Here is a 26,357-nt window from a genome sequence, read left to right as displayed (position 1 = left end):
AGCCAGTTTGATTGCAAATTGTTAAATTGTATAACGTGTTAATTATAAGAGATATGCCAATATTTAAAGCTGTTTATAAGAAAATGTCAGAGCTGTGGTATCCGCAGGCTGTGACGATAGGTTCGCCTGTTACGATGGACGAACTGTGTAAACAAATCGCCATGATGACGACGGTCAGCACGCCGGATGCGAAGGCGGCTATCGAAGCGATGGGCATGGTGATGGGTGGTTTTATGAACTCGGGCCGTAGCGTGCAAGTCGACGGGTTGGGTACGTTCTATTATACTTGTACATCCAAAGGGCAAGGTGTAAAAACAGCGGATGAGGTGAATGCGAAACAAATCGCAGGCACGCGCGTTCGCTTTGTTCCTGAATCAAGCCGGAAAGGCAATACGGTAAAACGTGCTTTGATTAGCGAAGATTTGGTATGGACTAACATCAAAGATATTAGTAAGCTGGACGGTACGGCTTCCGGAAGTTTGGGTTTCACCAGCATCCTGTGCGGCGCAACGGGCCAGACGAACGGGCATCTGAAGCGCGGCGCCATCGCCTTTGCCAATGGAGGCGGTATCGAATGCAAGGATGCGACGGGCGAAGCATTTGGCAAAGGGTACCTGCGGAACACGCTGGACGTGGACGAAGAGCTGGAAATCCGCACCTCGACCAACGATTCGCTGATATTCGTAGTGCCCAACGATTTGACAGAAGGCAATTATACGCTGCGTATCGAGACCTACATCGGCGAAAACGGCAAGTTGCAGGCAGAGCCCCGCACCGTCGAGTGCTCGATACCCATCGTATTAGAATAAAAAAGAACAGATAAACACTTAATAGCCACGGCCGCAGCGATGCGCCCAAGGCACTTTATTTAGATTTTTTTCGGAAGGCGGTTTACACTGAGCCGCCTTCCTTTTAAACAGGACTATTAGCTTTATATATCTAATTCAAAGGCCGCAGCGATGCGCCCAGGTAGATAGTTATTAATTACAACTATAAATCGAAGCGGCTCCGAGCGCGGGGCCGCTTTTTTTGCGGGATAGAAAATGGCACACCTTCCTACTATCACATGCGATACCGCAGGCCTCGCCGATGGTTGCGACCTGCGGCTACCTGAAGTTCGACCCCTTCGAGGTCGAAGGGATGGGGGGATAGCCTCCCCGCAGGTAACACTGCGTGTCACCCGCGGTTAAGCATCGTTAGACGGTGCCGCCGTCTACTGCATCTATATTAACCAACGGGGGAAAACAAAGCGATCTTTATTTCTTGAAAGGACAAGTGGAAGCGGGACGGTGCAACCGTCAAACCATGCTTAACCGCGCGGCCGAAGCGGAGCGAGGCCTACGGCAACTTTAATAAACTGTAGGATGCGGATTGAATCCGCCCCATTTGCTTCCTTGGGATTTGGACAGATTCTATCTGCCCCTACGAACCATAATATATATATTCGAAGCAAAACAACTGGCCATAGGGGCAGCCCCATGTGTCTGCCCCCCATAAATTCTTATAACAGGCCTCGAAGAGGACAGATTTTTCATGTAGCCGTGTCAGCGTGCTATATACACGACGCAGGCACATGTTCTACCAGGATATGCGCCCAATAACCCGTCTCTTCACTGATAGGGCATAGATTCAAGTAACCACCCGTGATGCGATGCTCCCGGAGTTGGAGCGGATACCGGCGGAGCATCTCGTGATGCCGCGCAAGGACCTCGCCCGGTTGTTTGTGGAAAGAGAGGAAGAAAACGCCGCGCGCCTCCGGAGCCAAGTAATGTTCCGAAAGATGGAGAGCCAAGCCGCCCATCGTCTGCCGCATATTGATTTCCACACAAGGATGGATGCGCAACGGAGAGACCGCATCCGTACGATAAAGGAACATATCGACTCCCAAAGGTCCCCGATAAGCCATGCCATAAATCTTGGCCAGCACCCGGCACACCGCCTCCCGGACACGCTCGAGGGCCGAACGATCGACATCCGCACCCAATTGCTGGAGACGGAAATCCTCCGACCCCAAGAGATTGCCCGAATAGGCACCGGTACGCACCGTTTGAAACAGCGAAAGCCCCCGATAGGTCACCTGCCCTGCCCCATCGGAATAAAACTCCATCGCAAAATCCTTCAGCTTATCATACAACGGCTCGATGCTCACCGTGCCCTGCCGACGAATAACCGCCTCCGCCCACTGCCGCTTTTTCGCATCCTCCTCCCATTCGGCCACCGAAAGGGGCAACAGCCCCCGTCCGGACGAAGAGAAGGGCGCTTTCAGCAGGAACCTCCCCTGCTTCCCGTGGAGCCAATGGCTTATCTCCTCGAGCGAAGAGGCAAAGAAAGGAAGTGAAGGTAACGCCTCGGAAGGCAAACAGGCGTGAAGAGACGCCAAAGCGCGGCATGCCGTCTCCCGGCTCACCAACCGACGATACACCTCCGTCCACACCGGCACCTCGACAGGCAAGCGATATTGCTTCACCCACCGCTCGAACCGAGCCAACACATTCGGTGCCAGCCCCCAAGGAGCCGCCACGAAACGCTCTTCGGGAAAGAACCGACGCGGAGAGACCAGACGAGGCAAACCCGGGAACAGACACCGCATCAGCTCCGCAAAATCCTCGTCGACCGGCGATTCCGCCCATACCACATCCGACGAATCCCCATACCAGAGCGGAAGGCAAGCCAGCTCCGCCTCCATGCGGCGCACAGAAAAAACCGGCGTGTAATTACGCCGGCCGATACCTATCGCCTCCTCGTTTCCGGGATTAAAATAGATAAAAGAAGAGAGTTGCATTTATTTATTCCAAATTTTCGTCAATGGCATCTATCTTTTGCACAATCAACTCCATTTCCTCCCGCAAAGAAGCGATTTTGCGTTCCATCTCTTTGATAAGCCCGCTGCCCCCCTTCGAATGAACGCTCAAGAAACCAATGTTGTTCTCGTAGGTCTGGAGCTCGCTCTTCATCCGGTCGTAACTCCGCATCAACTTCTCGCGCTCCGTGTACAACTTGCCTTTGCCCTTACCGGCCATTTCGCTGAGGTTCGAGCGGAACGAACGAATCCGGCGGTCCTGACGGTCCACCTTCAAACGGTCGAACTGTGCGTCGACAGCCTGATGGAAAGCCTTGTAAATTTTGTCCTTATCCCTAAAGGGAACAAAGCCGATAGTATTCCACTCCGCCATATAATCTTTCAAGAGGTTAATAGCCTCGTCCGGCTCGAGCGACTCATCCAGCGACTTCACCTTTTCAATCAATTCCTTCTTCGCCTTGAGATTCGCTTGCTCTTCCGACTTCTGGGACGAGAGCGTCTGCTCCCTTTGCGCGAAGAAATAATCGCACGCGGTAATGAAGCGCTTCCAGATAGCATCCGAATGGCGGAACGGGACTTGCCCGATGGCCTTCCATTCCTTTTGCAGCGCCACGAACTTATCCGTTGTCTCCTTCCAGTCCGTACTATCCTTCAAGGCTTCCGCCTGTTCGCAAAGCGCCCGTTTCTTTTCCAAGTTCTTTTCCATTTCCACCTTTTTCTCCTTAAAGAAAGCCACTTTCCTGCTAAAGAAAATATCGCATGCCGCGCGGAAACGTTCGAAAATCTTGGTATTGAACTTCTTCGGCGTAAAACCGATGGTACGCCACTGCTGTTGCAAATCAAGCACCTCCGAATTCTTCTTGTCCCAGTCCTTGAAGGTCTTGAGCTTCGCATAATCAATACTTTCAATCTGTTCGCAGATAGCCGTCTTGGCCACCAGATTCTCCTGCTCTTTCGCCTTCAAATCTTCGAAATACTGCTGGTGGCGCTTATTAATCACAGCAGACGCCGCCTTGAAGCGAGCCCACAAATCTTCGCGCAAATCCTTGGCCACCGGACCAATCTCACGCCATTGTTGATGCAGCTTCTGGAGCTGGTGGAAAGCAGAAATCACATCCGGCTCCACCTCCAACTTCTCGACCGTTTCACAAAGAGCCGTCTTCAATTCCAAGTTCTTCTTGAAATCGTAATCGCGGAACTGATTGTTTATCTTAATTAAATCATAAAATTGCTCGCTATAGTTCTGATACTCGTGCCACAATTCGTTCGCATGCTCTTCAGGCACCTGCTTAATCTCCTTCCATTTCTGTTGGATAGCCTTGAACTCATTATAGAGTTTATTAAAATCATCCTGGCTGGCACAAAGCGCCTTTAGCTGTTCGATAAGCTGGAGTTTCAACGCATAGTTCGCCTCCTTCTGCTTTTCCTCCTCGGCCAGCATAGCCGCCTTCTTTTCCTTATAGATAGCCAGCAAGTCTTTGAGTTCGGCTTCCGTTGTATCTTCCGGAATTGCAAAATCCTCTTCCGCGCCGCCCTGACTGAGGAACGCGCTCTTTTGCGCTTCGACCTCGTTATGGCGAATCTTATAATAAGCCTGCTTAAGCGCTTCGACTTCGCCACGCACGTTTTCTACCGGAGCTTCGACAAGCGACTTCAGCCGACTCAGGATTTCGTCTTTCGTTAATTTACCCGCAGATTCTACCTCTGCTTCTTTTGATTCCGTAGCGACGTCCGCCACCTGTGGGGTTGCAGCTACTTGTTCATTAGTTTCGTTCAATTCAACGGTATTTTCACCCGTCAAATTCGTTTCAAGAGTGTCCTTCATACTTTATCGTTTTAGAGAGGATTGTTACATTCCCTGTTCTTGCATTCAAATCAAATACAAATTAAGCTAAATAATTTTTTATAACCATACATTTGACGGTTTTTTTTCGTAAAAATCACTAAAAGTACCGTTCTGATAGGGAAACGCCCCCTTCCTGGAGTGTCCCCAAGAACGATTCCTTTACAAATCGAGCTTCTACTTTTCAGTTCCATCCGTCGCGAGTACCTGAAGCGTAAGCTGATTCTTCTATATAATTATATGGTTTCCCCGTTCACACGAACGGACGGCACAAATATAGCGAATTATTTCCTTCCTGCCCAGCCTTTCTTTCTCTTCCAGAGGAAAACCACCCTCAACACCCTTTTATTCCGGACGAATGACAATGACGCGGGCCGTATTCACTTCGTACTCGAAACCATAACTCTTACGCAAAATCTCCAAGACCGAACGCAAATTGGAAGAAGGCAAAGTACCGCTAAACCTATCGCCCGCCAAATATTCGCACGCTTGCCATTCAAAACGGACATTATACGCCTCCTCAAGGATTTTCAACAAATCGGCAAAAGGGGTATTCTGGAAATAAAGCTCTTTTTGCAACCAATGAATCGGTTCGTCCTTTTGCTTTTCTACCGAAAACGTACCCGTTTGCTTATCGTAAATAGCGGTTTCGTTTTCAAACAACTCGATATACTTATCCGAAGAGGAAAGCAACACATGTCCTTTCTCTAAAATAACCTCGATGTTATCCTGGTTTTCGCGCGAACGGAAATTGAATTCCGTACCCAACACTTTCAATTGGATGTTCTGCGAAGAAATAATAAACGGAATCTCTTCATTCCGGGCAACTTGAAAATACCCCTCCCCTATGAAACCGATGCGACGCGTCCGCTTGTTGAAATCAGCCGGATTATAAGTCAACCTCGAACGGACATTCAAATTAACAGAAGTCCCGTCAGGCAACGTGATATTGGCATGTTCACCCGCCTCGGTTTGCACAATCATCTCTTGCGTCATGACGCCCCTCGCCTCTCGGTAAAAATAAAAAGTAGAAAACAAAAGGATGGGAAGCAAAAAGATAGCCGCATAACTCAAGATACGCCGCCAATTTATAACTATATTCTTGATCGTTTTCCGTTCTATTTCATTCCAAACAGCGTTATAATCAATCTCCTTTTTAGGCATCATCCATGGACCGGATTGGAACCCCTCCCAATCTTCCCGCATGATTCCCTCCAAATCCTGAGCGTTTCCTGCCGCCATCTTCGCGCGAAGCGTCTGAAGCTCCTCTGGAGTCAACTCATTCCTTTTATATTTTTCTATTAAATCCTTCATCTTTATTCCTCATATATACTAATAGAGACCCTATTCTCCAAAATGTACCGAAAATCCACAAAAGTTTATGTTTTTATAACATACAAAAGAGAAAAGAAAAGCCCTAATAGATTTTTGGAAAGCAAATACCGGCGCAAGCTTTTCAATGCTAACGAAAACTGATTACGAACGGTTTGTTCGCTTAACTGAAGTTTTTGAGCCGTCTCGGGCGGAGTCAATTCGTCGAACAAACGGCAATACACAATCTTTTGTTGCGTCACGGGCAATTGACGAATATATACCAATAGCATCTCCCGGAACTCTTCAAATTCCAATCGGGAAGAAGCAGATTCCGTTTCCAAACAAACCGCTTCGTGATGCGCTACGACATACTCTTCAAACAAAGGCGAATTTACGACCGAATGGAAACGATTGATGAGCAAATTCTTTGCTATCTGAAACAAAAAACTGGCAAGCGATTCCTCCTGCCGTATGCTCTTTCGATAGGTCCAAAGCTTCGTGAACGTATCTTGTATAATCTCCTCCGCATCCTCTTTCGACTTCGTATATTGATAAGCAAAAGCATACAAACGAGCACAATACATACGATAAAGCGCATTAAACGCCTTCCGGGAACTATTTTTCAATTCGCGTATATATTGCTGTTCTATGGGTTCATTTTGCTCCATGGCTTACTTTCATTACGCGTGCAAAAATAAGAAAAAAAGAAGAATGAATGAAAAAAAGTAAAGAATTTACGGTACAAAAAGAGACCAAGCTTGTCTTTACTATCAAACATTATATTGGGGAAACACAATTTTAAATTAACTTTATTGTATGGATAACTGTATGATTAAACGAGCTATTTTGCCGGTTTCTATTTGTTTTTGGCTAACTGGCGCGGCATGGGCTCAAGAACAAAAAGTTTCCATAGACCTGAAACAACGACCGTTGACGGAATTATTCTCTACTATAGAGAAGCAAACTCCTTACCGTTTTTCCTATCGCGATGTCGTATTGCAAGGGAAAGGGAATGTAACAATTTCGGGACAAAACGTATCCACTCGAGAAGTACTGACCAATGCCTTGCATCCATTAGGTTTAGATTTCGAATTGCAATTCGAAAAGAACATTGTCATTTTCAATCGCACGAGTACCAAAACCACCAAACCTTCCGAGCAACCCAAGAAGATAAAAGGAACTGTTACGGATTCGAACGGTATTCCCATTATCGGCGCGAATGTGATGGTAAAAGGCACCACGAACGGTACTATCACCGACCTCGACGGAAACTTCTCCCTCGAAGTATCCGAAGGTGATGTACTGGAAATCTCCTACATTGGCTATTTAACACAAACCCAACGAATAGGGAAAGAAAGCACGCTCGCCATTACCCTATCGGAAGATTCGAAGCAACTGGATGAGTTAGTAGTAGTCGGATACGGTACGCAGAAGAAGGTAAATTTGACAGGAGCCATAACAGCTATTAAGACTTCTGATTTGGAAAATATACCCGTCTCTAATTTGTCTAATTCTTTGGCTGGCCGTGCACCGGGTGTAACGATTACCAATAATTCAGGATTTGCCGGCGCCTCTTCTTCTATCCGTATCCGTGGCAGCTTTGCTGAACCACTATATGTAATCAATGGCATAATTAGAGATAAAACAGCATTTGATGCATTGGACCCAAACGAGGTAGAAAGCATTAACATTTTGAAAGATGCCGCCAGTGCTTCTATATATGGTTCGAAAGCAGGTAATGGTGTCGTATTGGTAACGACTAAAAAAGGTTCTATCCAGAAACCTATGTTTCAATATAAAGGCTCTTTTACAGCAGCCAGTCCGACCCGTGATTTGCAAGATTGGACAGCTACAGATGAACTGACTTTCTTGAATCGGGTAGCTACTTATAAAAATAGTATATTGGCGACCCCGGACCCCCATTTCCAAATCCCTTATGGCGAAAATTACTTCGATTATTTTAGAGATAAAGATGGATATAATCTAAATGACCTTATTTGGCAAAACCCGTGGAATACGGAACACAACATTAGTGTAAATGGTGGCAATGAAAGAATCACCTATTATATGATGGTCGGTTACCATGGTGAAGAAGGTTCATATCAAAATACAAATTATAATCGCTATAACTTTCGTTCAGATATTACAGCTAAAATTACAGATGCCTTTAAAGTTAATTTTAATGTAAGTGGTAATGAAAGGGATTACAAACGTTTTTATTGGCCGTATGATTATGATCCGGAGAGTATGACGCTTTCCGATTTTTATAGAACTACATTTAATGGTTCAAGACTTCGTCCTTGGTATGTAGATGAAAACGGAAATCCTTCCGAAACAAGAACGGATTACCCCGTCGTAACAGGAGGTTCTCATTTCGGCGAATTGGTCTTTGGCGATAATTATGAAAAGACAAAGGCACGCAATGTGGAAGCCATCTTACGTTTAGACTTGGACATGAGCAAATACGTAAAAGGATTAAGTACAAGCGTAATTGGACAGTACAATGTATCTGATAAAAACAGAAAACGTTTCGCAACATTCAACAGAAGCTATATTTTCCAAAGTGCTTCTACGGATAATATCTTCATTCCGGGTCCTGTAGACCCTAATCAAATAAATCTGCATAACTTAGGACATGCGTATGAAAATATCCAGGAAAATGTTTGGTTGGACCAATCGTATCAATTTAACTGGATGCTGAATTATGACCGCGCATTTGGGAAACATCATATCACGGGAATGATTGCTTATGAAATATCCGAATCGCAATCTAAATATTTAACCGGTACAGCCGAGGATTTGCTTACTTCATCGATTGATCAAATATTTGTAGCTTCCGACGACGTAATCCATCAGTATTTTAGTGGAAGTGAAGAGGAAATGGCACGCGTGGCATGGGTCGGTCGTTTCAATTATAATTACGATGACCGTTATATTGCTGAATTTTCTTTTCGTGAAGATGGCAATGCGAAATTTGGACCGGGGCATCGTTGGGGTTTCTTTCCTTCTGTTTCTTTTGGATGGCGTATGTCGAACGAGGAATTCATGAAATCAATTGAGTGGTTAAGCAATTTGAAGTTGAGAGGTTCCTATGGCACGACGGGAGATGATACGGATATGAGCGTAAGTGACGGAAATCTGGCCTTGTTCGGATGGAGGAACAAATTCCAAAGCGCAACAGGCTATTTGTTTGGAGATACTTATTATAGTGGTATCGCTATCGGTTCGACACCCAATCCTTATTTGACATGGGCTACGCTTAAGCTATATGATGTGGGACTTGACTTCGGTCTTTTCAATAATACTTTAGTAGGAGACTTCAGTTATTTCCATAAGCGCAAAACGGATATATTGCAACAACGTGTCGCCTCTGTTCCGGATACCTATGGAAGAGGGAAAGCTGCCGAGAACTATGCGGAACAGGCTTGGAATGGTTTTGAGTTAAGCCTTCAATATAGTAATCATATAGGCGAAGTAAATTATTCGGTTAATGCGAATTTGGGATATGTAAAAGATAAATGGGTAAAATATGATGAAGCCACAGACTTACCGGCTTGGAAAAGTCGCATCGGCTATCCCAATGGGTATCTCACAGGTTATATTTGTGAAGGCATCATTCGTACCCAAGAGCAATTGGATGCCTTGCCTGAAGGTTTCACACAGTTTGGAAAAGAGCCGCGTTTAGGACAATTATTATATAAAGATATCCGGGGAGAGAACGAATCATGGGGACCCGATGGCAAAGTCGATTCGAATGACTGGGATTATCTTTCGCGTAAGTCCGATCCGCGCATCAACTATGGCTTTGGCTTTAGTGTGGAATGGAAAGGTTTAAGCATTGAAGCTCTTTTCCAAGGTGTCGGCGGGTATGACCGTATGATAAAGACAAACAATGGGGATGGTGTCTTCCAAGTAGAAGATAGGCCCTATTTTGATTTATGGGCAGGTGACGTATGGACGCCTGAGAATCCTGAGGCCAAATATCCGGCGGCTACGGGTGAATGGTCAGAAAACTATGGGGCTGCGGGTTCTACCTTCTGGATTCGAAATGGTGCTTACCTACGTTTAAAGAACTTGAACATTGCCTATACTCTGCCCAAAAACTGGTATTCGGCATGGGGTGTAAATGCCATCCAAGTTTTTGGAAATGGCACAAATCTCTTTAGTATTGATGGCATGGAAGAAATGGATCCGGAACAAGACAAGCTAGATTCCTACCCTATCATGCGTACATTTACCATTGGTTTGAATATAAACTTCTAATAAAACATCGTAAAATGAAGAACTGGTTTAAATATATTTGTTTGGCTGCAGCATTTTGTGGCATGACGTCTTGCTCAGACGTATTAGACATTAAAGATATGAGTAACTATAGTCCGGATGATGTCTGGAATGATGAAAATCTTTCAAATGCTTACCTCACGAATATCTACGCTTCTACTTTCTCTGGTTGGCCGCTTAATTGTGGAGGTCTGTATGCTGATGAAACGAGTGGCATCCTGACATCGAATCTGGTACAACCGAATAATAGCAATTGCAAGTATTGGCCTTATTCTACTATTTATAAAATCAACGTCATGCTGGAAGGCTTGGAGACAGGCGACCTTCCGGAGAAGGTAAAAGAGGAACTGAGAGGCCAAGCCCTGTTCATGCGGGCCTATCATTATTTCAAGGCTTTGGTTTATCATGGGGGAATACCCTATATTACTCATGTGCAAGAGGAAGGAGTGGACGATTTATATGTCCATCGAAATACTTCTTCCGAGTGTTTTGATTTGATTGTGCAGGATTTGGACAGTGCCATCGCTGTACTCCCCGAAAGATATACAGGAACAGACTATGGACGTATAGACGCCTCGGCCGCATTGGCGTTGAAGGCAAAGGTCCTCTTGTATAAGGCAAGTCCGCAGTTTAATCCCAAAAGTGGATATGACAATCCGTATGTGGATGAGGCTTATGAAGTAAATAAAGAGGCCTATGAGACGTTGTTGTCTCGCGGATATGGCTTGGTAGATGACTATACGTCGGTTTTTGAAACAGAGCGTCACAAAGAGGCCGTCATTGCAGTGGTTTATGATGGCAATAATAAGAAAGATGGTCGTAATGAACAGACTTGCCGTCCGCTTTCGGAATCGAAAGATAACACCGGGGGCGACCAAGCTATCTGGGACCTCATTGAAGCCTACCCCATGAAAGATGGAAAGCGTATTGGCGAATCGGAGAAATATCCGTATGATTTGCAAACTTACTGGCAAAATCGAGATCCTCGCTTTGAGGCTTCGCAGGTTTGGAATGGTTCTACCTTTGAAGTAAGTGCTATTGCGGGACGCAGACAATACACTGTGCATAATATCGCACGCATAGATGACGAATTCTATCTGACCAATACATATAACCGAACAGGATTTTTCCCTCGCAAGGGCATCATGGAAAGCAATCCGCGGGAAGAGGTAACAAACAATAGCTACGATTGGCTTGAAATGCGCTTTGTCGAGGTGATGTTTAATTATGCAGAGATTGCCTGCGCAAAAGGAAATACGGAGGTAGGATATGATGTCTTGAAACAAATCCGTGCACGGGCTGGTATCGAACCAGGAGACGACGGATTGTATGGTTTGGACGCCGGTATGAATACGGAAGAGATGCGTCAAGCACTTTTAGATGAAAAACGGATTGAGTTTGCCTTCGAAGGACAGCGTTTTTGGGACTTGCGTCGCAACCGTATGTTATATGTTCTGAATGGTATGCATAAATATGGTTTGTTGGGCACATATAAAGGTGAAATCACACCCGAAGTACAAGAGGCAGCCAACCGATACGAATTATTGCCCGAAGATTTCACTTACACGATACAAGAGGTATATACCGTAGGTGAAACAGAAATGCACGTACCAGATACCTATTATTTCTTCCCTATCCAACAAAGTTCGATTGAGCAAAATGCGAATTTGGAACAAAATATTGATTGGGGCGGATCATTCAATCCGGCTTTAGAGTAACTATTTTTAAACGAGGAAGTCTTAGTATACTTTCTAAGACTTCCTTATTATTTTAACTTTCACTCAAAAAGAATAAAATGAAAATGAGAAACTGGACAACCTGTCTTTTGGCCTGTAGCTTGATATTCTATGGATGCAAGCAGACTTATGTGGATGAATTATCTACATCCTATGCGGATGTAAAAGTAAATCAAGATGGATTTATTTGTGAAATTACAGATCTCCGGACTGGCAAAAATTATGTGCCTCAAGGAAACCCATCTCCTATACTAGCACTCTATAATGGAGAAGAATATATTCATCCTACGAATTTACAAGTAGCAGAAGGGAAATGGATATTGACGTTTGGAAATCAAGCTAAAGCTATTGTAGCAAAGGAGGTGAAGGGAGATTATCTCCACCTGCGCCTAGAATCGCTAGAACCTCGCGAGGGAATCGAAGCTGTGGCTTGGGGGCCCTATGCTACGACCCTTTCCCAGTACATTGGAGAGACGGTAGGTGTAGTAAGGGATTCAGTCTTTGCCATCGGAGTCCAACCACTGGAAATTAGCACCACGGAAGGTGTGCCGCATTTAGGCGATGATGCCACGGGAGAAGTTTATGTCAATCCACTTCCTGGGCAAGAGGTCCTGGATGAATATAAGGATAAAATCGGACAAAAAGTAGAAGCTATTGATGTAAATCAGACAGGCGATTTGCCAGAATGTATTCGCCAACTCCGGGGGAATGCCGCCGTCGCCCGTCCGTATGGCAGCGATATTCAATTTTTTGCTCGTGATTGGCGGAAAGAAAGGATAGCAGATTTATATGACAGGAAACAATTCATTTCTGCGTTGGACCAAGATTTCATCGGAACCTCCATCGCACTTTTTGCGGTACCATCGGATGAAGCATTACATGTCATTGGGAAGATAGAACAAGCAGAAGGATTGCCACATCCTACTATTGATGGTGAATGGATTAAGACACGTGCTAATGTGAACCCTGCTTATATGCTTTATGAGGGTGCAGATCTGGATCAAGCCTTGGATTATGCTGATTCGTGCCAGTTTGACTTGATTCATATTGGTGATATCTTCAAAAGTTGGGGACATTTTGATTTACATACTCCTCGCTTCCCCAAAGGAGCTTCGGACATCAAAGCGTTTACTGACAAAGCGCACGCACGGGGCAAACAAATTGGCGTACATACCCTAACGATGTTTACTTCCACACATGACCCTTATGTGAGCCCTATTCCATGCGACAGTCTTTGCATCGCAGGCAGTTCAGCCTTGTCCAAAGCGATAAGCGAAACAGATACAGAGATTGAAGTAGATGAAATAACCTATTTTCGCTATTTAGGTGAAACCCATTCAGCCAAAATAGGAGATGAAATCATTGCCTATCGTGCTCTATCGACTGAAAAACCTTATAAATTGCTCGACTGTACGCGCGGGCAATTCGGAACTAAGCCGACGGTACATAAAGCGGGCGAACGGATAGACAAATTAGTAAATAATTGTTATAGCGGTTTCTTTCCAGATATCCATTTACAACAAGTTTATGCTAAAAGATTAGCACAAGTATGCAACGAAACAGGCATTGATCTCATGGATTTCGATGGGTATTATGGCGGTTCGCCTACGGGACACGGCGTGATGGGTGCGTCGATGTTTTTAAAGGAATGGTTTGATGATTTGCAAGACAAGGGCATTATCTCCTGTGGTTCGTCACCTTTCCATTACTGGTGGCATATCTATTCATTCATGAATTGGGGCGAACCATGGTATGATAACCTTCGAGAAAGTCAAGTAAATTATCGCTTGGAGAACCAACGATACTTCGAACGGAATCTGATGCCTGGCATGTTGGGTTGGTTTAAGTTGGAACAAACGTATCGCCCGGAAGATATTGAATGGATTCAAGCCCGTAGTGCTGGCTTTGATGCAGGTTATCTTTTGCGAGTCGATGAAAGCATTGAGAAGAATGGATTCAAGAGCCGCCTATTTGAAGCGATTCGCGAGTGGCAATATGTGCGGAATCATCATCTGCTAACGGCCTCCCAGCGGGAAAAGATGAAAGATCCCAAGTGTGAATTTCATTTGGAGAAGTCGGACAAGGATACTTGGATGCTCTATGAAGTAAAACTAGATGGCAACCACGTATTTAAATATCGTTCCGTACAGACCGGAGAACCGCTGCAAGGAAAATTCACCTTTGACAACCCGTATGAAGCACAACCTGTACAATTCTATGCCTATGTAGAGGCAGGAGAAGATCCTCATGCGACTATTCAAAATCCCATCATACAAATCGAAGGGACCTCTTTCACCTTGCCTGTTACCCTGAAAACGGGAAACAAGCTCTATTGTGATGGAAAGTATCTTTATGCTTGTGATGAATATTGGAAGTCATTTGCTAAATATGACTTGCCTCTGACAGCCCAATGGAGTCAAGGTATTAATAACATAGTAGTAGAATGTGGATTCTCTTCTTCCAAATCACCTTCTATCCGGTTCGAATTTAAGTCGCTGGGGAATCAGGAGATGATAAAATAAATGCGAAAGGGGGAATTGAATCTAAAATAATTCCCCCATTTTATGTTTGGATAATAACCTATTTTTGAGATTTATCTCCAATAGATGAAAAAAGTGGATTTTTTTAGGTACAAAATACCAAAAACCTGGTCTTATCTTATGTTCTCATAAAAGCAGAAACAAAAAAACTAATTTTATTAACTTATTACTCATTGTATGGTACACATGAAGAATCATTTTAAATCGATACCAATTTTGTTGGTACCACTGTGTATGGCGACGCAAGGAGCGTTAGCCGAAAAAACACACAAGAGTGAAGCGCATCCTTACAGTAAGACTTCGAACGTTATCGGGGGGGGTGAATCGCTGATTTTTAATCAATTAAACAGCAAGAAGGTTTCTGGAACCGTTTACGATGAAGCCGGGATTCCTGTCATTGGCGCGAATGTGTTGGTCAAGGGGACTACAGATCAAGGAACCATTACGGACATGGATGGAAAGTTCACTTTGGAGGTTCCAAACAACGCAGTGTTGGAAATTTCGTATATTGGTTACCTTACGCAGACCGTGCGCGTAGAAAACCAAAGTACTTTTAAGATTGTCTTGAAAGAAGACACGAAAGCCTTGGAAGAAGTAGTGGTGGTCGGATTCGGTACACAGAAAAAAGTGAACTTGACAGGGGCTGTTTCAACGGTCGATTCGGAAACATTTGAAGACCGACCCGTACAAAATGTAGCGATGATGCTTCAAGGCGTCATGCCGGGATTGAATATTACCAAAACGGATGGTACCATGGACGCGGCGCCAACAATTAATATCCGCGGTACCACGACTATCGGAGAGGGTTCGAGTGGTAGTCCGCTCATCTTAATCGATGGTATGGAAGGAGATATGAACATGCTGAATCCTCAGGATATAGAAAGCGTTTCGGTATTGAAAGATGCAGCAGCTTCTTCTATCTACGGTTCACGTGCCCCATTCGGCGTTATATTGATTACGACTAAGAAAGGAAAAGAGGGAAGATTTACCGTAAACTATAACAATTCCTTGCGCTGGAATACGCCGGTGAAACGTCCACATACCGTAGATTCGTACCGGTTCGCGACCTACTTCAACGACGCCGCCATCAACGCGAAAGCAACCGGTAAATTCACCCCGGAACGCATGCAGCGTATTCGCGATTATATGGATGGGAAGATTACAACTGTCAACATCCCGGACCCAAACAATCCCAGTGTATGGGCGGACGGATACGATTACGCTAATGCTAACGTGGATTGGTGGGACGTTCTCTTCAACAAATGGACCTTTTCGCAAGAACATACAGCCAGCATGATGGGCGGAACAGACAAATTACAAGCGTATGCTTCCGTAAACTTCTTGGATGCGGGTGGTATGATGAAATTGAGCGAGGATACGTATCGGCGTTATGCTACCAATTTGAAATTATCGGCTCAGCTATCCAAGGTGGTGAGTGTAAATTATGGAGTACGTTATTCTCGTTCGGATTATGACCGTCCTTACCGCATGGGAAATATCGGTGCGTTGGGATATCAGACGTGGCCCGTCTTGCCGGTCTACGACGATAATGACTACTTCTTCAGTTCGCCTTCGCCTGCTTTAGGCATTGCGGAGGGAGGTCGTGATAAGACCAACTTCAATATCATGACGCAGCAGTTGGCTTTGGTCATCAACCCGTTCGAGGGATTGGTCATCAATGGCGATGTCAACTATTCATTTACAAGTCAACACAACCATTGGGATACGCAAAAGACATATAACCACAATGTCGCAGGGGATCCGATTCCGAATGCGGACAATACCGAGGTGCGCGAATACTCCAACACCTATAGTTATATGAATCCCAACCTCTACGCAACCTATTCTCATGCGTTTGAAAGTGGACACAACCTCAAAGTCATGCTCGGATTCCAGTCTGAACAGTATTGGAATAATTCCTTCGAGGCGCGCCGCAATGGTATCATGGTGCCCGGCATGGACGTTATTGACATCACGAATGGAACGGACGGTAGCGGTAAGATTACGCCTCCGACAGTAAGTGGTGCTCGCAATGAATGGGCTGTGTTCGGGTTCTTCGGCCGTCTGAACTACAATTGGAAGGACCGTTACTTGGCGGAAGTGAACTTGCGTTATGATGGAACTTCCCGTTTCCGTCAGGACCAACGCTGGAAATGGTTCCCCTCTTTCTCGGCTGGTTGGAACATCGCGCAAGAAGATTTCTGGGCGGATTGGACTGATTATGTCAATGTATTGAAATTGCGTGCTTCATTCGGTACGCTGGGAAATCAAAATACAAGTTCCTGGTATCCCACTTACCTCACGATGCCGGTCGGGACAGCTAACGGGGGTTGGCTCGTGAACGGCGTGAAGCCGAATACAGCAGATGGTCCAGGTATCATCAGTTCGACTATGACATGGGAAACAATTAAGACTCTCGACTTTGGTTTTGATGTGTCGGCTTTGCAAAATAGGTTGAACCTGAGCTTCGGATGGTATCGTCGCCAGACGTTGGATATGATTGGCCCGGCACCGGAGTTACCGGGTATCTTGGGAACGGCTGTGCCGAAAACGAATAATACGGACTTGGAGACGAAGGGTATCGAGCTGACCGTCGGATGGAAGGATCAGTTACCGAATGGCTTCGCGTACCAGGTGGCGTTCAATCTTTCGGACGATCGCACGAAAATCACCAATTATCCCAACGACACGTATGACTTGAATAAATACTACACGGGGCAGACGATTGGCGAAATTTGGGGGTATGAGACAATCGGCATCGCTAAGACACAAGAAGAGATGGATAATCACTTAGCCTCTTTGCCTAACGGTGGACAGAATCCGTTGGGTAGCCAATGGGAAGCGGGTGATATTATGTATAAGGATTTGAATGGCGACGGTGTCATCAACAATGGAGCCTACACGAAAGACGACCATGGCGATTTGAAGGTCATTGGTAACAATACGCCTCGCTTCCGTTTCGGATTGAGTTTGGCAGCGCAGTGGAAAGGTTTCGACGTCAGCGCGTTCTTCCAAGGCACGATGAAGCGCGATTATTGGGAAGGCAGCTATAATTTCTGGGGTTATGGCGACTGGATTTGGCGCTCCGTAGCGTTTGAACAGCACATGGATTATTTCCGTAACGACCCGGATCACCTCATGGGAGAAAATCTGGATGCGTATTACCCGCGTCCGGTGGATGGTACGGCTAAGAACCATCAAACTCAAACGCGCTATCTCCAGAATGCGGCTTATATCCGCTTGAAGAACCTATCGGTAGGTTATACGCTTCCGACATCCCTCTCTGAGCGCGTGGGCATTTCGAAATTCAGGGTATTCTTATCTGGCGAGAATTTGTGGACAGGGACAGGCCTGAGCAGTATCTTCGACCCCGAGCAGTTGGGCGGCGGAACGGGTAGTATCGGTTACCCCTTGTCTAAAACGATTTCGGCAGGTATTAATGTAAACTTTTAAATAGGAAAGGATTCAACATGAAACTGACAAATAATTTTTTCAGCCTTATTTTGGGCATCGGCATGGTGACATTGTCTGCATGCAATGATAAATTGGATATCGTGCCCCCGTCGAGTATCACGCCCGAGGATTATCTCTTGGAGGAATCGCAGTTGGAGGCATATACTATTAACCGCTACGGACAGTTGCCCGTGAATGACCCGTTTGCCAGCGATAACCAGACGGACGTACAGGCGGGTATGAGCGTGCCGGCCAAATACACCAAGGGTGAATGGAAAGTGGATGCCACAGGAGGCGACTGGGACTGGGGCGAAATGTACCATATCAATTATTTCTTGAACAACGTAGTGCCGCGGCATGCCCAAGGGGAAATATCAGGTGACCCCGATATGATTAACCATTACATTGGTGAAATGTATTTCTTCCGCGCGCTTCAGCACTATAAAAAGTTGGTAGCTATTGGCGACGCGCCGATTGTGACGCGGACATACAAGGATGAAAAGGCTGAATTGGTCGAGGCCAGCAAGCGTATGCCGCGTACGGAAGTGGCCCGCTTTATTATTCAGGATTTGGATTCGGCCATTATGCTGATGAAACAGGAGTCTCCTGATGGCAAGCGGAACCGGCTTAGCAAACCCGTAGCGCAGCTGCTGAAGTCGCGTGTGGCGCTCTTCGAAGGCACCTGGCTGAAGTATTTCAAAGGGACTGCTTTTGTACCAAACGGACCGGGTTGGCCAGGTGCAAGCAAGGATTACAACCAGGGCTATCAATTTCAGTCTGGTAGTATCGACAATGAAATCAACTGGTTCTTGGAGCAGGCTATTCAGGCTGCCGATGAAGTGGCGTCTAACTTTACATTGACATCGAACACGGGTATTCTCCCACAAGGCGTAGGCGAATCGAACCCATTCGTGGAGATGTACGGGGCTATCGATATGTCTATTTATGATGAAGTGTTGCTTTGGAAGGCCTACGACAAGGGTTTGGGCATTACCAACAATATTCCCGTGAACTCCAGCACTTCCAATTTGGGTGTCGGCGTGACGAAAGGGATGGTCGATACCTATTTGATGAAGAACGGTCTGCCTTGGTATGCTCCCGGCAGCGGTTATCATGGGGATGAATCGATTGCTGATGTCCGCACAGACCGCGACGACCGGGCGTACCTCTTCCTCAAGGAGCCGGGACAAATCAACATGTGGATCAATACGAATATGGGTACTCACGGCGCTATCGTGGAGCCGTTCTTGCCGAATATCACAAGTGGGTCGGAGCAGTTCCGGTATAATACGGGCTATACCAACCGCAAGGGCGTCAATCCGGATAAGGCCTTGTGTGATAACTGGGGTGGCTACAATGGTTGTATCGTGTATCGTGCCGTAGAAGCTTACCTGAACTATATCGAGGCTTATTATGAGCGGTATCAATCGTTGGACAGCAAGGCGATGGATTACTGGAAGCGTATTCGGGAACGCGCCGGCGTGGATACGGATATCCAGAAAACAATTGATGCAACCGATATGAGCAAGGAGGCGTTGGCAAACTGGGGTGCCTATTCCGCAGGTGCATTGGTGGATAAGACGCTGTATAACATCCGTCGCGAACGTTGCTGCGAGTTTATGGCGGAGGGTTATCGTATGGACGATTTGCGTCGCTGGCGTTCGTTGGACCAACTTATTAACCAACCGTACCACATCGAGGGTATGAAGATATGGGGCGAATATTATCCGGCTCAATATGCAGAAGCAGCGAAGACGGATAAGACTTACGAGCTGATTTACGGGGTTGATAATCCGGAAGCGAATGTATCGTCGCCCGAGTTGAGTAAGTATTTGCGTCCTTACCAGATTGCGCGTACGTTGGCATACGATGGTTTCACTTGGAAAATGGCACACTATCTGAATCCGATTGCCATCAAGCATTTCCAGCTTACTTCGGAAGCCGGTGGTGATTATGCGGATTCACCTATCTATCAGAATCCGGGCTGGCCATTACGGGCTAACGAAGCGGCAGAGGAATAAAGTGGTTTATTTCGATAATAGTTGTATATTTGCAACAAACATACTAAATAAGAGGCAAGTCGCGTGTCGGCTTGTCTCTTTTAATTAAGTGGATTATGAACAAGAGCATATTTTATGTATGGGCAAGCAGCGTGGTCTGTTTGTTTTTAGGGGGCAGTTGCCAACCTTCTACCGGCGTAGTGAACAAGGAGGAGGGTTTGCCTGCCTATGAAGGTGTGTGGACGGCGCCTCCTGCGCATATACCTACGCATCTCGTGCCGGATGGGGCAATTAGCGGGAATGGGGATATCGGGATGGTGTTGGGTGGAAAACCGGAGGAATCGGTGTTCTACTTTTCGAAAAATGATTTCTGGAAATCGAAGAAGGGTTATCCGGATGGGGGCGTGTGCTATGTGGGGGAATTGCATATCGCCGCGCCGTCGTTGGCGGGTGCGGATTATATCACACGGGAGTCGATTGCGGATGCAACTATCCATACCTCCTTTACACAGGCCGACAGCTTGGCGTTGCACATGAAAGCCTGGTGTGCTGCAGTGCAAAATCAGGTGGTGATAGAACTGGAAGCTGTGAAAGCACCTATCGATTTAGTTTGTTCATTTCGTTTAGGTGAAGGAATGGATTCGCAGAACAGCCAAGGAAAGGAGGGCCAGACGCAATGGTTCGTCCGTAAATTTGAAGGTGATGATTTGGAATGGCCCTCTGCCGTAGCAGTTGCGATAACGTCGGTGGATAAAGAATGGGATGGGTCGAGGCTTTCATTGAAGAAAGGTGAAAAGGCGACGTTGATACTTTCGTTTTGCTCGAACCACGACCAGCGGAATTATCAGGAAGAGGCCGTGAATAGAGCGGAAAATATAAAAGGAGAGAAACAGTTGGCGGAACTGTATCAAGTGCACCGGGCTTGGTGGTGCGATTTTTGGCAGGCTTCGCAGGTGACGTTGCATGATTCCTTCTTGGAAAAATACTATTATGGTTCGCAATACCTCTTAGCTTGCTGCAGCCGCGATGCGGAGTTTGCACCGGGCTTGTGGGGCACATCTTTGACGATGGATGCGACGGCAGGTGGCTGGGCTGGCGATTATCACTTGAACTATAATCACCAGGCGCCTTGGTGGGGCGCATATTCTTCGAACCATGTGGAGCTGACGGAACCTTACGATACGCCCATCTTAGAATATATGTCTCGCGCGAAAGTGCATGCCCAGGAGTTTTTGCATCAGAAAGGGGTATATTACCCTGTGGGCATTGGACCGAAGGGTTTTTGCTCCAGCATGTTTCCCTTGACGCCGGAAGCGATGATGCAGCAATATGGCACGCCAGACAATAACATTGAGGGTGGCTATATGTTTTTGGGACAGAAGAGCAACGCGGTTTTTGCGACGGCAAACATGTTTATGCGCTATTATCATACGTATGACCGCGCGTATGCCGAGAAGGTATATCCCTTCATCCGTGAAGTGGCGGACTTCTGGGAAGATTATCTGGTCTACGAAAATGGACGGTATGTAAGCTATGCGGATAACTTCTGGGAAGTGGGTCCGTGGGAAGGTAAAGATTGGAAGCGAAATTATGGCGATATCAACCCGACGGTGTCGCTGGGATTGGTTCGGATGCTGTATAAAGGGATTATTGATATGAGCCAATTTCTGAACATAGACCAAGAGCGGGTAGTGAAATGGAATCATATATTGACGCACCTCAGTGCCATTCCGACTGTTGAGGAGAATGGGGTGATGAAAATAAAAGCGTGTGAAGGTGGAAATGGTTCCGGAAGTCGCACAGCGCCAGGTCTGGGGCGTGTTATGATGCATGGCTTGCTTTTCCCGTCTGGCGTATGTGGGGTAGTGACAGACTCTGCCTTTGCGAACGTGCTTCGGAAGGAAATTGAGCGTTGGGACGAGCCGGAGCAGACCGGTTATGAGTGGTATGACTCGCATTGGGATAACCTGAGTAATGGAATAGAGACCTATTTTACCTCGGCTGTTCGTACGGGCTATGATGGGAATAAACTATTGGAAAAGTTGAAAGAACGCATCCAGCAGACGGCCTACCCGAATTTATGGATACCGCAAGGTGGTGGTGGCATTGAGTCATTGAGTGCAGTTCCCTCTTGTATCAACGAGATGTTATTGCAAGGTTATGAAGGCATGATCCGCGTTTTCCCGGTTTGGCCGAAAGAGAAACCAGCCAGCTTCCGGGATTTGCGCACGTATGGCGCTTTTCTGGTTTCCTCTTCCTGCGAAGCGGGTCGGGTTAAAGAAGTTTCGATTTTCAGTGAACAGGGTCGCCCCTGCAGGGTAGAAAATCCATGGGGCGAGGAGACGGCTTGCCGTTTGGTTCGAGCCGATGGAAAAGAAGAGGTGCTGAAAGGCGAAGTACTCTCGCTACAATTATCGAAAGGCGAAAAAGTGATATTACGACCTGAAAAATAATATTTTTCTTATCCCAAAAACTTGGTTTCAAAAATAAATACTAACTTTGCAAAGGAAGCCTTTGCGTGTGGGAAGCATCGGGGGTGTCCCGAAAGTCCGCGCAAGTTGCGGGAAGGTTTCGGGGGTGTCCCGAAAGTCCCACGCAACTTGCGGCAAGGTTTCGGGGGTGTCCCGAAAGTTCCACGCAACTTGCGGCGAGGTTTCGGGGGTGTCCCGAAAGTCCCACGCAACTTGCGGCAAGGTTTCGGGGGTGTCCCGAAAGTCCCACGCAACTTGCGGCAAAGTTTCGGGGGTGTCATGAAAACATAATTAAATAAATAATACAATGGAAACAACAAAAGTAAAACAAATCACGAAGTGTCTGAATTTATTGAGTAAGAGTCGTAATGGTGAGCATCATAATTTTCACATGAAAGTGACGCGCATCGTAACGGAGGAACTGGCGGAAGCTCAGCATCTGACAGCACAACGTACGCCGTATGTAGCGAAATACTTGATAGAGGACGAGGTCTATAAAACGAATGTGGGCTATGCTTCGACGAAAAGTATTTCGGAAAAGAACAAGGAACGGAGTAAAATCTTTCTCTATTTGAAAACTGAAATAGAGAACGGGACGCGCCTGCGGTCGGCGGACAAGCAAGCCGCGGCCGAGCTGTTATCGTTTGTGTTGAAACCTTATCGCTCGGCAGACAGGAAATCATATATGGAATATACTTCTGAGGTGTATAGCTTGATCCAGGACTTGAAACGGGAGGAGTATACTGAGCCGTTGGCTACGTTGGGGCTGACGGAGATAGTGACGGAACTGGAGACGGTGAATAATGAGTTCCAAACCCTGTTTGATGCCCGCTCCGGCGAGAAACATTCTCGCAAGGTGAAGGTAAATATGAAGACGATTCGTCCGGAAGTGGATGCGGCCTATCATGAGTTGGTCACGACAATAAATGTATTGTATTATGCCAATGAACTGACAGAAAAGTCGGACGAGGTACGGACTACTTTAGGGAAACTGATTGACACGATTAATTCCTATATTATAGAACTGAATGATGCTATTACCCACCGTGGCGATGGCTCGAAGGTGGATATTCCCGATGACCCCGAACCTAAGCCGGAAGAGGCAGCGATTACAGCTGTCTACCAAGTAGAAGAGGGGAATCCGGATAAGCCGAATGAAATTAAAAAGGGCAAACGGGCACGGATAGAATGGACAGGGGGCTTTGAGCTTGTCAATGAGACGGGGGATGGTCCGGGGGATATTATTCTCCGAAGCAACACCGATTGGGATGATACGGTTCCGGCAGAGAATATTCTGGAACGGTCGAATAAGTATTGCGAATTTATCATGACAGAATACCTCACGGAAGGAGACTATACCATCCGTATAGAGACTTACGATGGGGGTAGCCCGCTCGTGGTGGAATATCCGCAAACTATCAAATTGTTGATGTAAAGAAATAGGCGGGGATAAAGGTCCCCGCCCATGTTGTATGATTTAATTCTAAAAACACTTTTATAAAATGAAACACATGATGTTGACTATCCTGCTTTGCTGGCTTCTTTTCCCGGCGGCAAAGGCAGGAGAGACACTGGTCTTGCGCACCAAGGCCACGGAAATCACGCTGGATGAGAAGGGCTTCTTCAGCTCTGTCCGCGTAGAGGGAAAAGAAATCTTGGCGGGTAGTTATCCACTCGTGGCAGCCTGTACGGAACAGGGGATTTGGCAACCCGTCCGGATGGAGGCTGGCAAACAGCAAATCAAGCTCACCCTACAAGACGGGAAGCAAATGACGCTCAAATATGCAGAAGGCGACGACTGCGTGACGCTGGAAATCGCACGGGTACCTGAAAACTATGACGCGGTACTGCTCTGTCCCCTCAAGGTATCGATACACGAGACCGTGGGAGATGTGATTGGGGTAGCCCAAGGAGAGGGACTGGCATTTGGAATGCAGTCATTAAACATTAAAACCACGGCGGGCGTCCCGACAGAGTATATCGAGATGTTTCAAGCCCTCTACCCCAAAGAGGGAAAGCAGGCAGAACTGTCGGTTGGCTCAGTGCCGGTAGCGCGACTGGCGGCTGTTGATGCGGGCGATGGAACGTGCTTCCAGTTTGCTGCGCGGAAGCGGAGTGAAATGGAATACCGCCAAGTGCAACAGGTGGCTCGCTCGCTGACATTGCCCGTCGAAGGGAAGGATGGAGAAATTGCTGGCGCGAAGATTGCCCTGTTCGGCAGCCAAGCCTCCGAGGTGCTCGACCGGATTGGCGAAATCGAAATAGCACAGGGATTGCCACATCCCCTGTTCGACGGCGAATGGGGCAAGACGTCGCAGAAGGCCATGCGGTCCTACCTCATCTCCAACTTCTCGGAAAATGACTTGGACTTTATTCTCGATAAAGCCGAGATAGCCGGATTTAAGTATGTCTACCATGCTGGACCCTTCCGCGACTGGGGACACTTCCAATGGGATAGTGCCTTCACTACGGCTGGAGACGAAGGGGTACGGCGCATGGTCGAGAAAGCCGAAGCGCGAGGTATCAAGATGGGAGTCCATACCCTCACGAATTTCATCACCACAAACGACGCCTATGTTACGCCCGTTCCCTCTGCGCATCTGTTGAAACAGGGCACGCTGGCATTAACAGAAGATATCGATGCCGGACAAACCGAACTGAAGGTCCAAAAGTCTGACCTGTTTGAAGTCCCGCTGACACTGAATGCCCTACAAATTGGGCAGGAGCTTATCACATTTGGCACCTATGAAGCCGCAGGCTCGGAAATCCTGCTTAAAAACTGTACCCGTGGAGCGTTCGGAACGACAGCCAATGCTCATAAAAAGACAGAGCCCCTCTATAAGCTGTGGGACTATCCCTACCGGACGCTGTTCCCCGACTTGACGCTCCAAGATAAAATGGCGGACCGCCTGGCTGAGATTTTCAACAAGACAGGTCTCGCCCAAATCTCCTTTGATGGACTGGAAGGATGTATGTATACCGGACAAGATGACTATGCTACCGCACGGTTCGTCACTCATTTCTACAACCAAGTAAATCATAATGTACTAAATGATGCCAGTAACCTGAATCATTATACTTGGCACATCCATACGCGTATGAACTGGGGGGAACCGTGGGGAGCCGCAATGCGTGTAGGGCAGGTAGAAAATCGCATCAAGAACCAAGCCTTCTTTAAACGGAACCTATTCCCCCGGATGTTGGGATGGTTCCTCATCCGACTTGCCGATCGCCGGTTCGAATGTACATCACTGGAAGACTTGGAGTGGGCTTTATCGGAGTCAGCGGGATTCGACGCCGGATACGCCATGAATATCAATGTCCGGACACTACATCGACACGGTCAGATAGATAAACTCCTTGAGGCCATACGTAATTGGGACACGCTGCGGGAAGCCCATGCCTTTACAGAAGCACAAAAAGAACGCCTGAGAGACCCGTTGACGGAATGGCATCTGGAGAAACTCGATGCGAAACACTATGAACTTTACCCATTGCATATCTCGAAAGCCTATCAATGCAGCTTAAATGAAATGCAACCAGGTCAGCCTGGCGGGGCTGACTGGGCTTTGGATACACCCTATGGCGGCACATATGCTATCCGACTGAAAGTAGAATGGGAAGGGTCGATTCGCAATCCGTCGTTCCGGACTCCTACAGGAGCAATCCAATTCCCGTGTGAAATTAAAGCGGGACAATATCTGTTGTATGACTTCCATGGGAAAGCGCTCATAACAGATAAGAATTACAATACACTGCAGGAAGTGGAGCCTTTAGGAAAGGCAGATATCCCGGCTGGCAATTCAGCCCTGTCCTTTTCTTGTGAACCGCACGGTGAGGACCTTCCTGACGTAGTTGTTCAATTCATCACGAAAGGGTCGCCCGAAGCGATTACATTGCCATAAGATAATCCATCTAC

The 26,357-nt window shown here is 46.7% G+C and carries 13 protein-coding genes; 9 read left to right on the top strand and 4 right to left on the bottom strand.

Annotation, left to right across the window (positions count from 1 at the left end; all coding sequences use genetic code 11):
- The first annotated feature begins 53 nt into the window (after positions 1 to 53).
- The gene (locus B5F77_RS02290; RefSeq protein WP_087327048.1) at positions 54 to 809 is read left to right on the top strand and encodes an HU family DNA-binding protein; all 756 of its coding nucleotides are present in this window, start codon (positions 54 to 56) and stop codon (positions 807 to 809) included.
- Positions 810 to 1,552: 743 nt separating this feature from the next.
- On the opposite strand, the gene B5F77_RS02285 is transcribed toward B5F77_RS02290, so the two are convergent.
- The 4 genes from B5F77_RS02285 to B5F77_RS02270 form a co-directional block, all read right to left on the bottom strand.
- A complete protein-coding gene (locus tag B5F77_RS02285; protein ID WP_087327046.1) occupies positions 1,553 to 2,782 on the bottom strand; it encodes a hypothetical protein in 1,230 nt (409 codons plus the stop codon).
- 4 nt (positions 2,783 to 2,786) lie between these two features.
- Complete coding sequence (locus B5F77_RS02280) at positions 2,787 to 4,625, bottom strand: DUF349 domain-containing protein (protein ID WP_087327043.1); 1,839 nt, start codon at positions 4,623 to 4,625, stop codon at positions 2,787 to 2,789.
- 363 nt (positions 4,626 to 4,988) lie between these two features.
- Positions 4,989 to 5,957: a FecR domain-containing protein gene (locus B5F77_RS02275; RefSeq protein WP_087327039.1), complete on the bottom strand. Its 969-nt coding sequence runs from the start codon at positions 5,955 to 5,957 to the stop codon at positions 4,989 to 4,991.
- A 65-nt stretch (positions 5,958 to 6,022) separates the two neighbouring features.
- Positions 6,023 to 6,625, bottom strand: coding sequence for an RNA polymerase sigma-70 factor (locus tag B5F77_RS02270; protein ID WP_087327037.1), 603 nt, complete (start codon positions 6,623 to 6,625; stop codon positions 6,023 to 6,025).
- A gap of 148 nt (positions 6,626 to 6,773) precedes the next feature.
- On the opposite strand from B5F77_RS02270, the gene B5F77_RS02265 reads away from it, so the two are divergent.
- The 8 genes from B5F77_RS02265 to B5F77_RS15935 all read left to right on the top strand — a co-directional run bounded on the left by B5F77_RS02265 (position 6,774) and on the right by B5F77_RS15935 (position 26,343).
- Entirely contained in the window at positions 6,774 to 10,220 is a 3,447-nt protein-coding gene (locus tag B5F77_RS02265; RefSeq protein ID WP_087327034.1) for a TonB-dependent receptor, read from the top strand.
- A gap of 98 nt (positions 10,221 to 10,318) precedes the next feature.
- Positions 10,319 to 11,956, top strand: a complete 1,638-nt coding sequence (locus tag B5F77_RS02260; protein WP_239445707.1) for a RagB/SusD family nutrient uptake outer membrane protein — start codon at positions 10,319 to 10,321, stop codon at positions 11,954 to 11,956.
- 83 nt (positions 11,957 to 12,039) lie between these two features.
- Positions 12,040 to 14,496: a hypothetical protein gene (locus B5F77_RS02255; RefSeq protein ID WP_140392796.1), complete on the top strand. Its 2,457-nt coding sequence runs from the start codon at positions 12,040 to 12,042 to the stop codon at positions 14,494 to 14,496.
- A gap of 234 nt (positions 14,497 to 14,730) precedes the next feature.
- A complete protein-coding gene (locus B5F77_RS02250) occupies positions 14,731 to 17,967 on the top strand; it encodes a TonB-dependent receptor (RefSeq protein ID WP_239445706.1) in 3,237 nt (1,078 codons plus the stop codon).
- A gap of 17 nt (positions 17,968 to 17,984) precedes the next feature.
- Entirely contained in the window at positions 17,985 to 19,988 is a 2,004-nt protein-coding gene (locus tag B5F77_RS02245; RefSeq protein ID WP_087327023.1) for a RagB/SusD family nutrient uptake outer membrane protein, read from the top strand.
- A 95-nt stretch (positions 19,989 to 20,083) separates the two neighbouring features.
- On the top strand, positions 20,084 to 22,420 hold the full coding sequence (locus tag B5F77_RS02240; RefSeq protein WP_087327020.1) for a hypothetical protein: 2,337 nt from the start codon (positions 20,084 to 20,086) through the stop codon (positions 22,418 to 22,420).
- A 325-nt stretch (positions 22,421 to 22,745) separates the two neighbouring features.
- A complete protein-coding gene (locus B5F77_RS02235) occupies positions 22,746 to 23,873 on the top strand; it encodes a DUF6261 family protein (protein WP_140392795.1) in 1,128 nt (375 codons plus the stop codon).
- 67 nt (positions 23,874 to 23,940) lie between these two features.
- Complete coding sequence (locus B5F77_RS15935) at positions 23,941 to 26,343, top strand: hypothetical protein (RefSeq protein ID WP_087327014.1); 2,403 nt, start codon at positions 23,941 to 23,943, stop codon at positions 26,341 to 26,343.
- Positions 26,344 to 26,357 lie beyond the last annotated feature (14 nt).

Source organism: Parabacteroides sp. An277, from assembly GCF_002159645.1.
Taxonomy (GTDB): domain Bacteria; phylum Bacteroidota; class Bacteroidia; order Bacteroidales; family Tannerellaceae; genus Parabacteroides.
The sequence above is the reverse complement of the archived record's forward strand: the minus strand, read 5'-3'. Positions and strand labels throughout refer to the sequence as shown.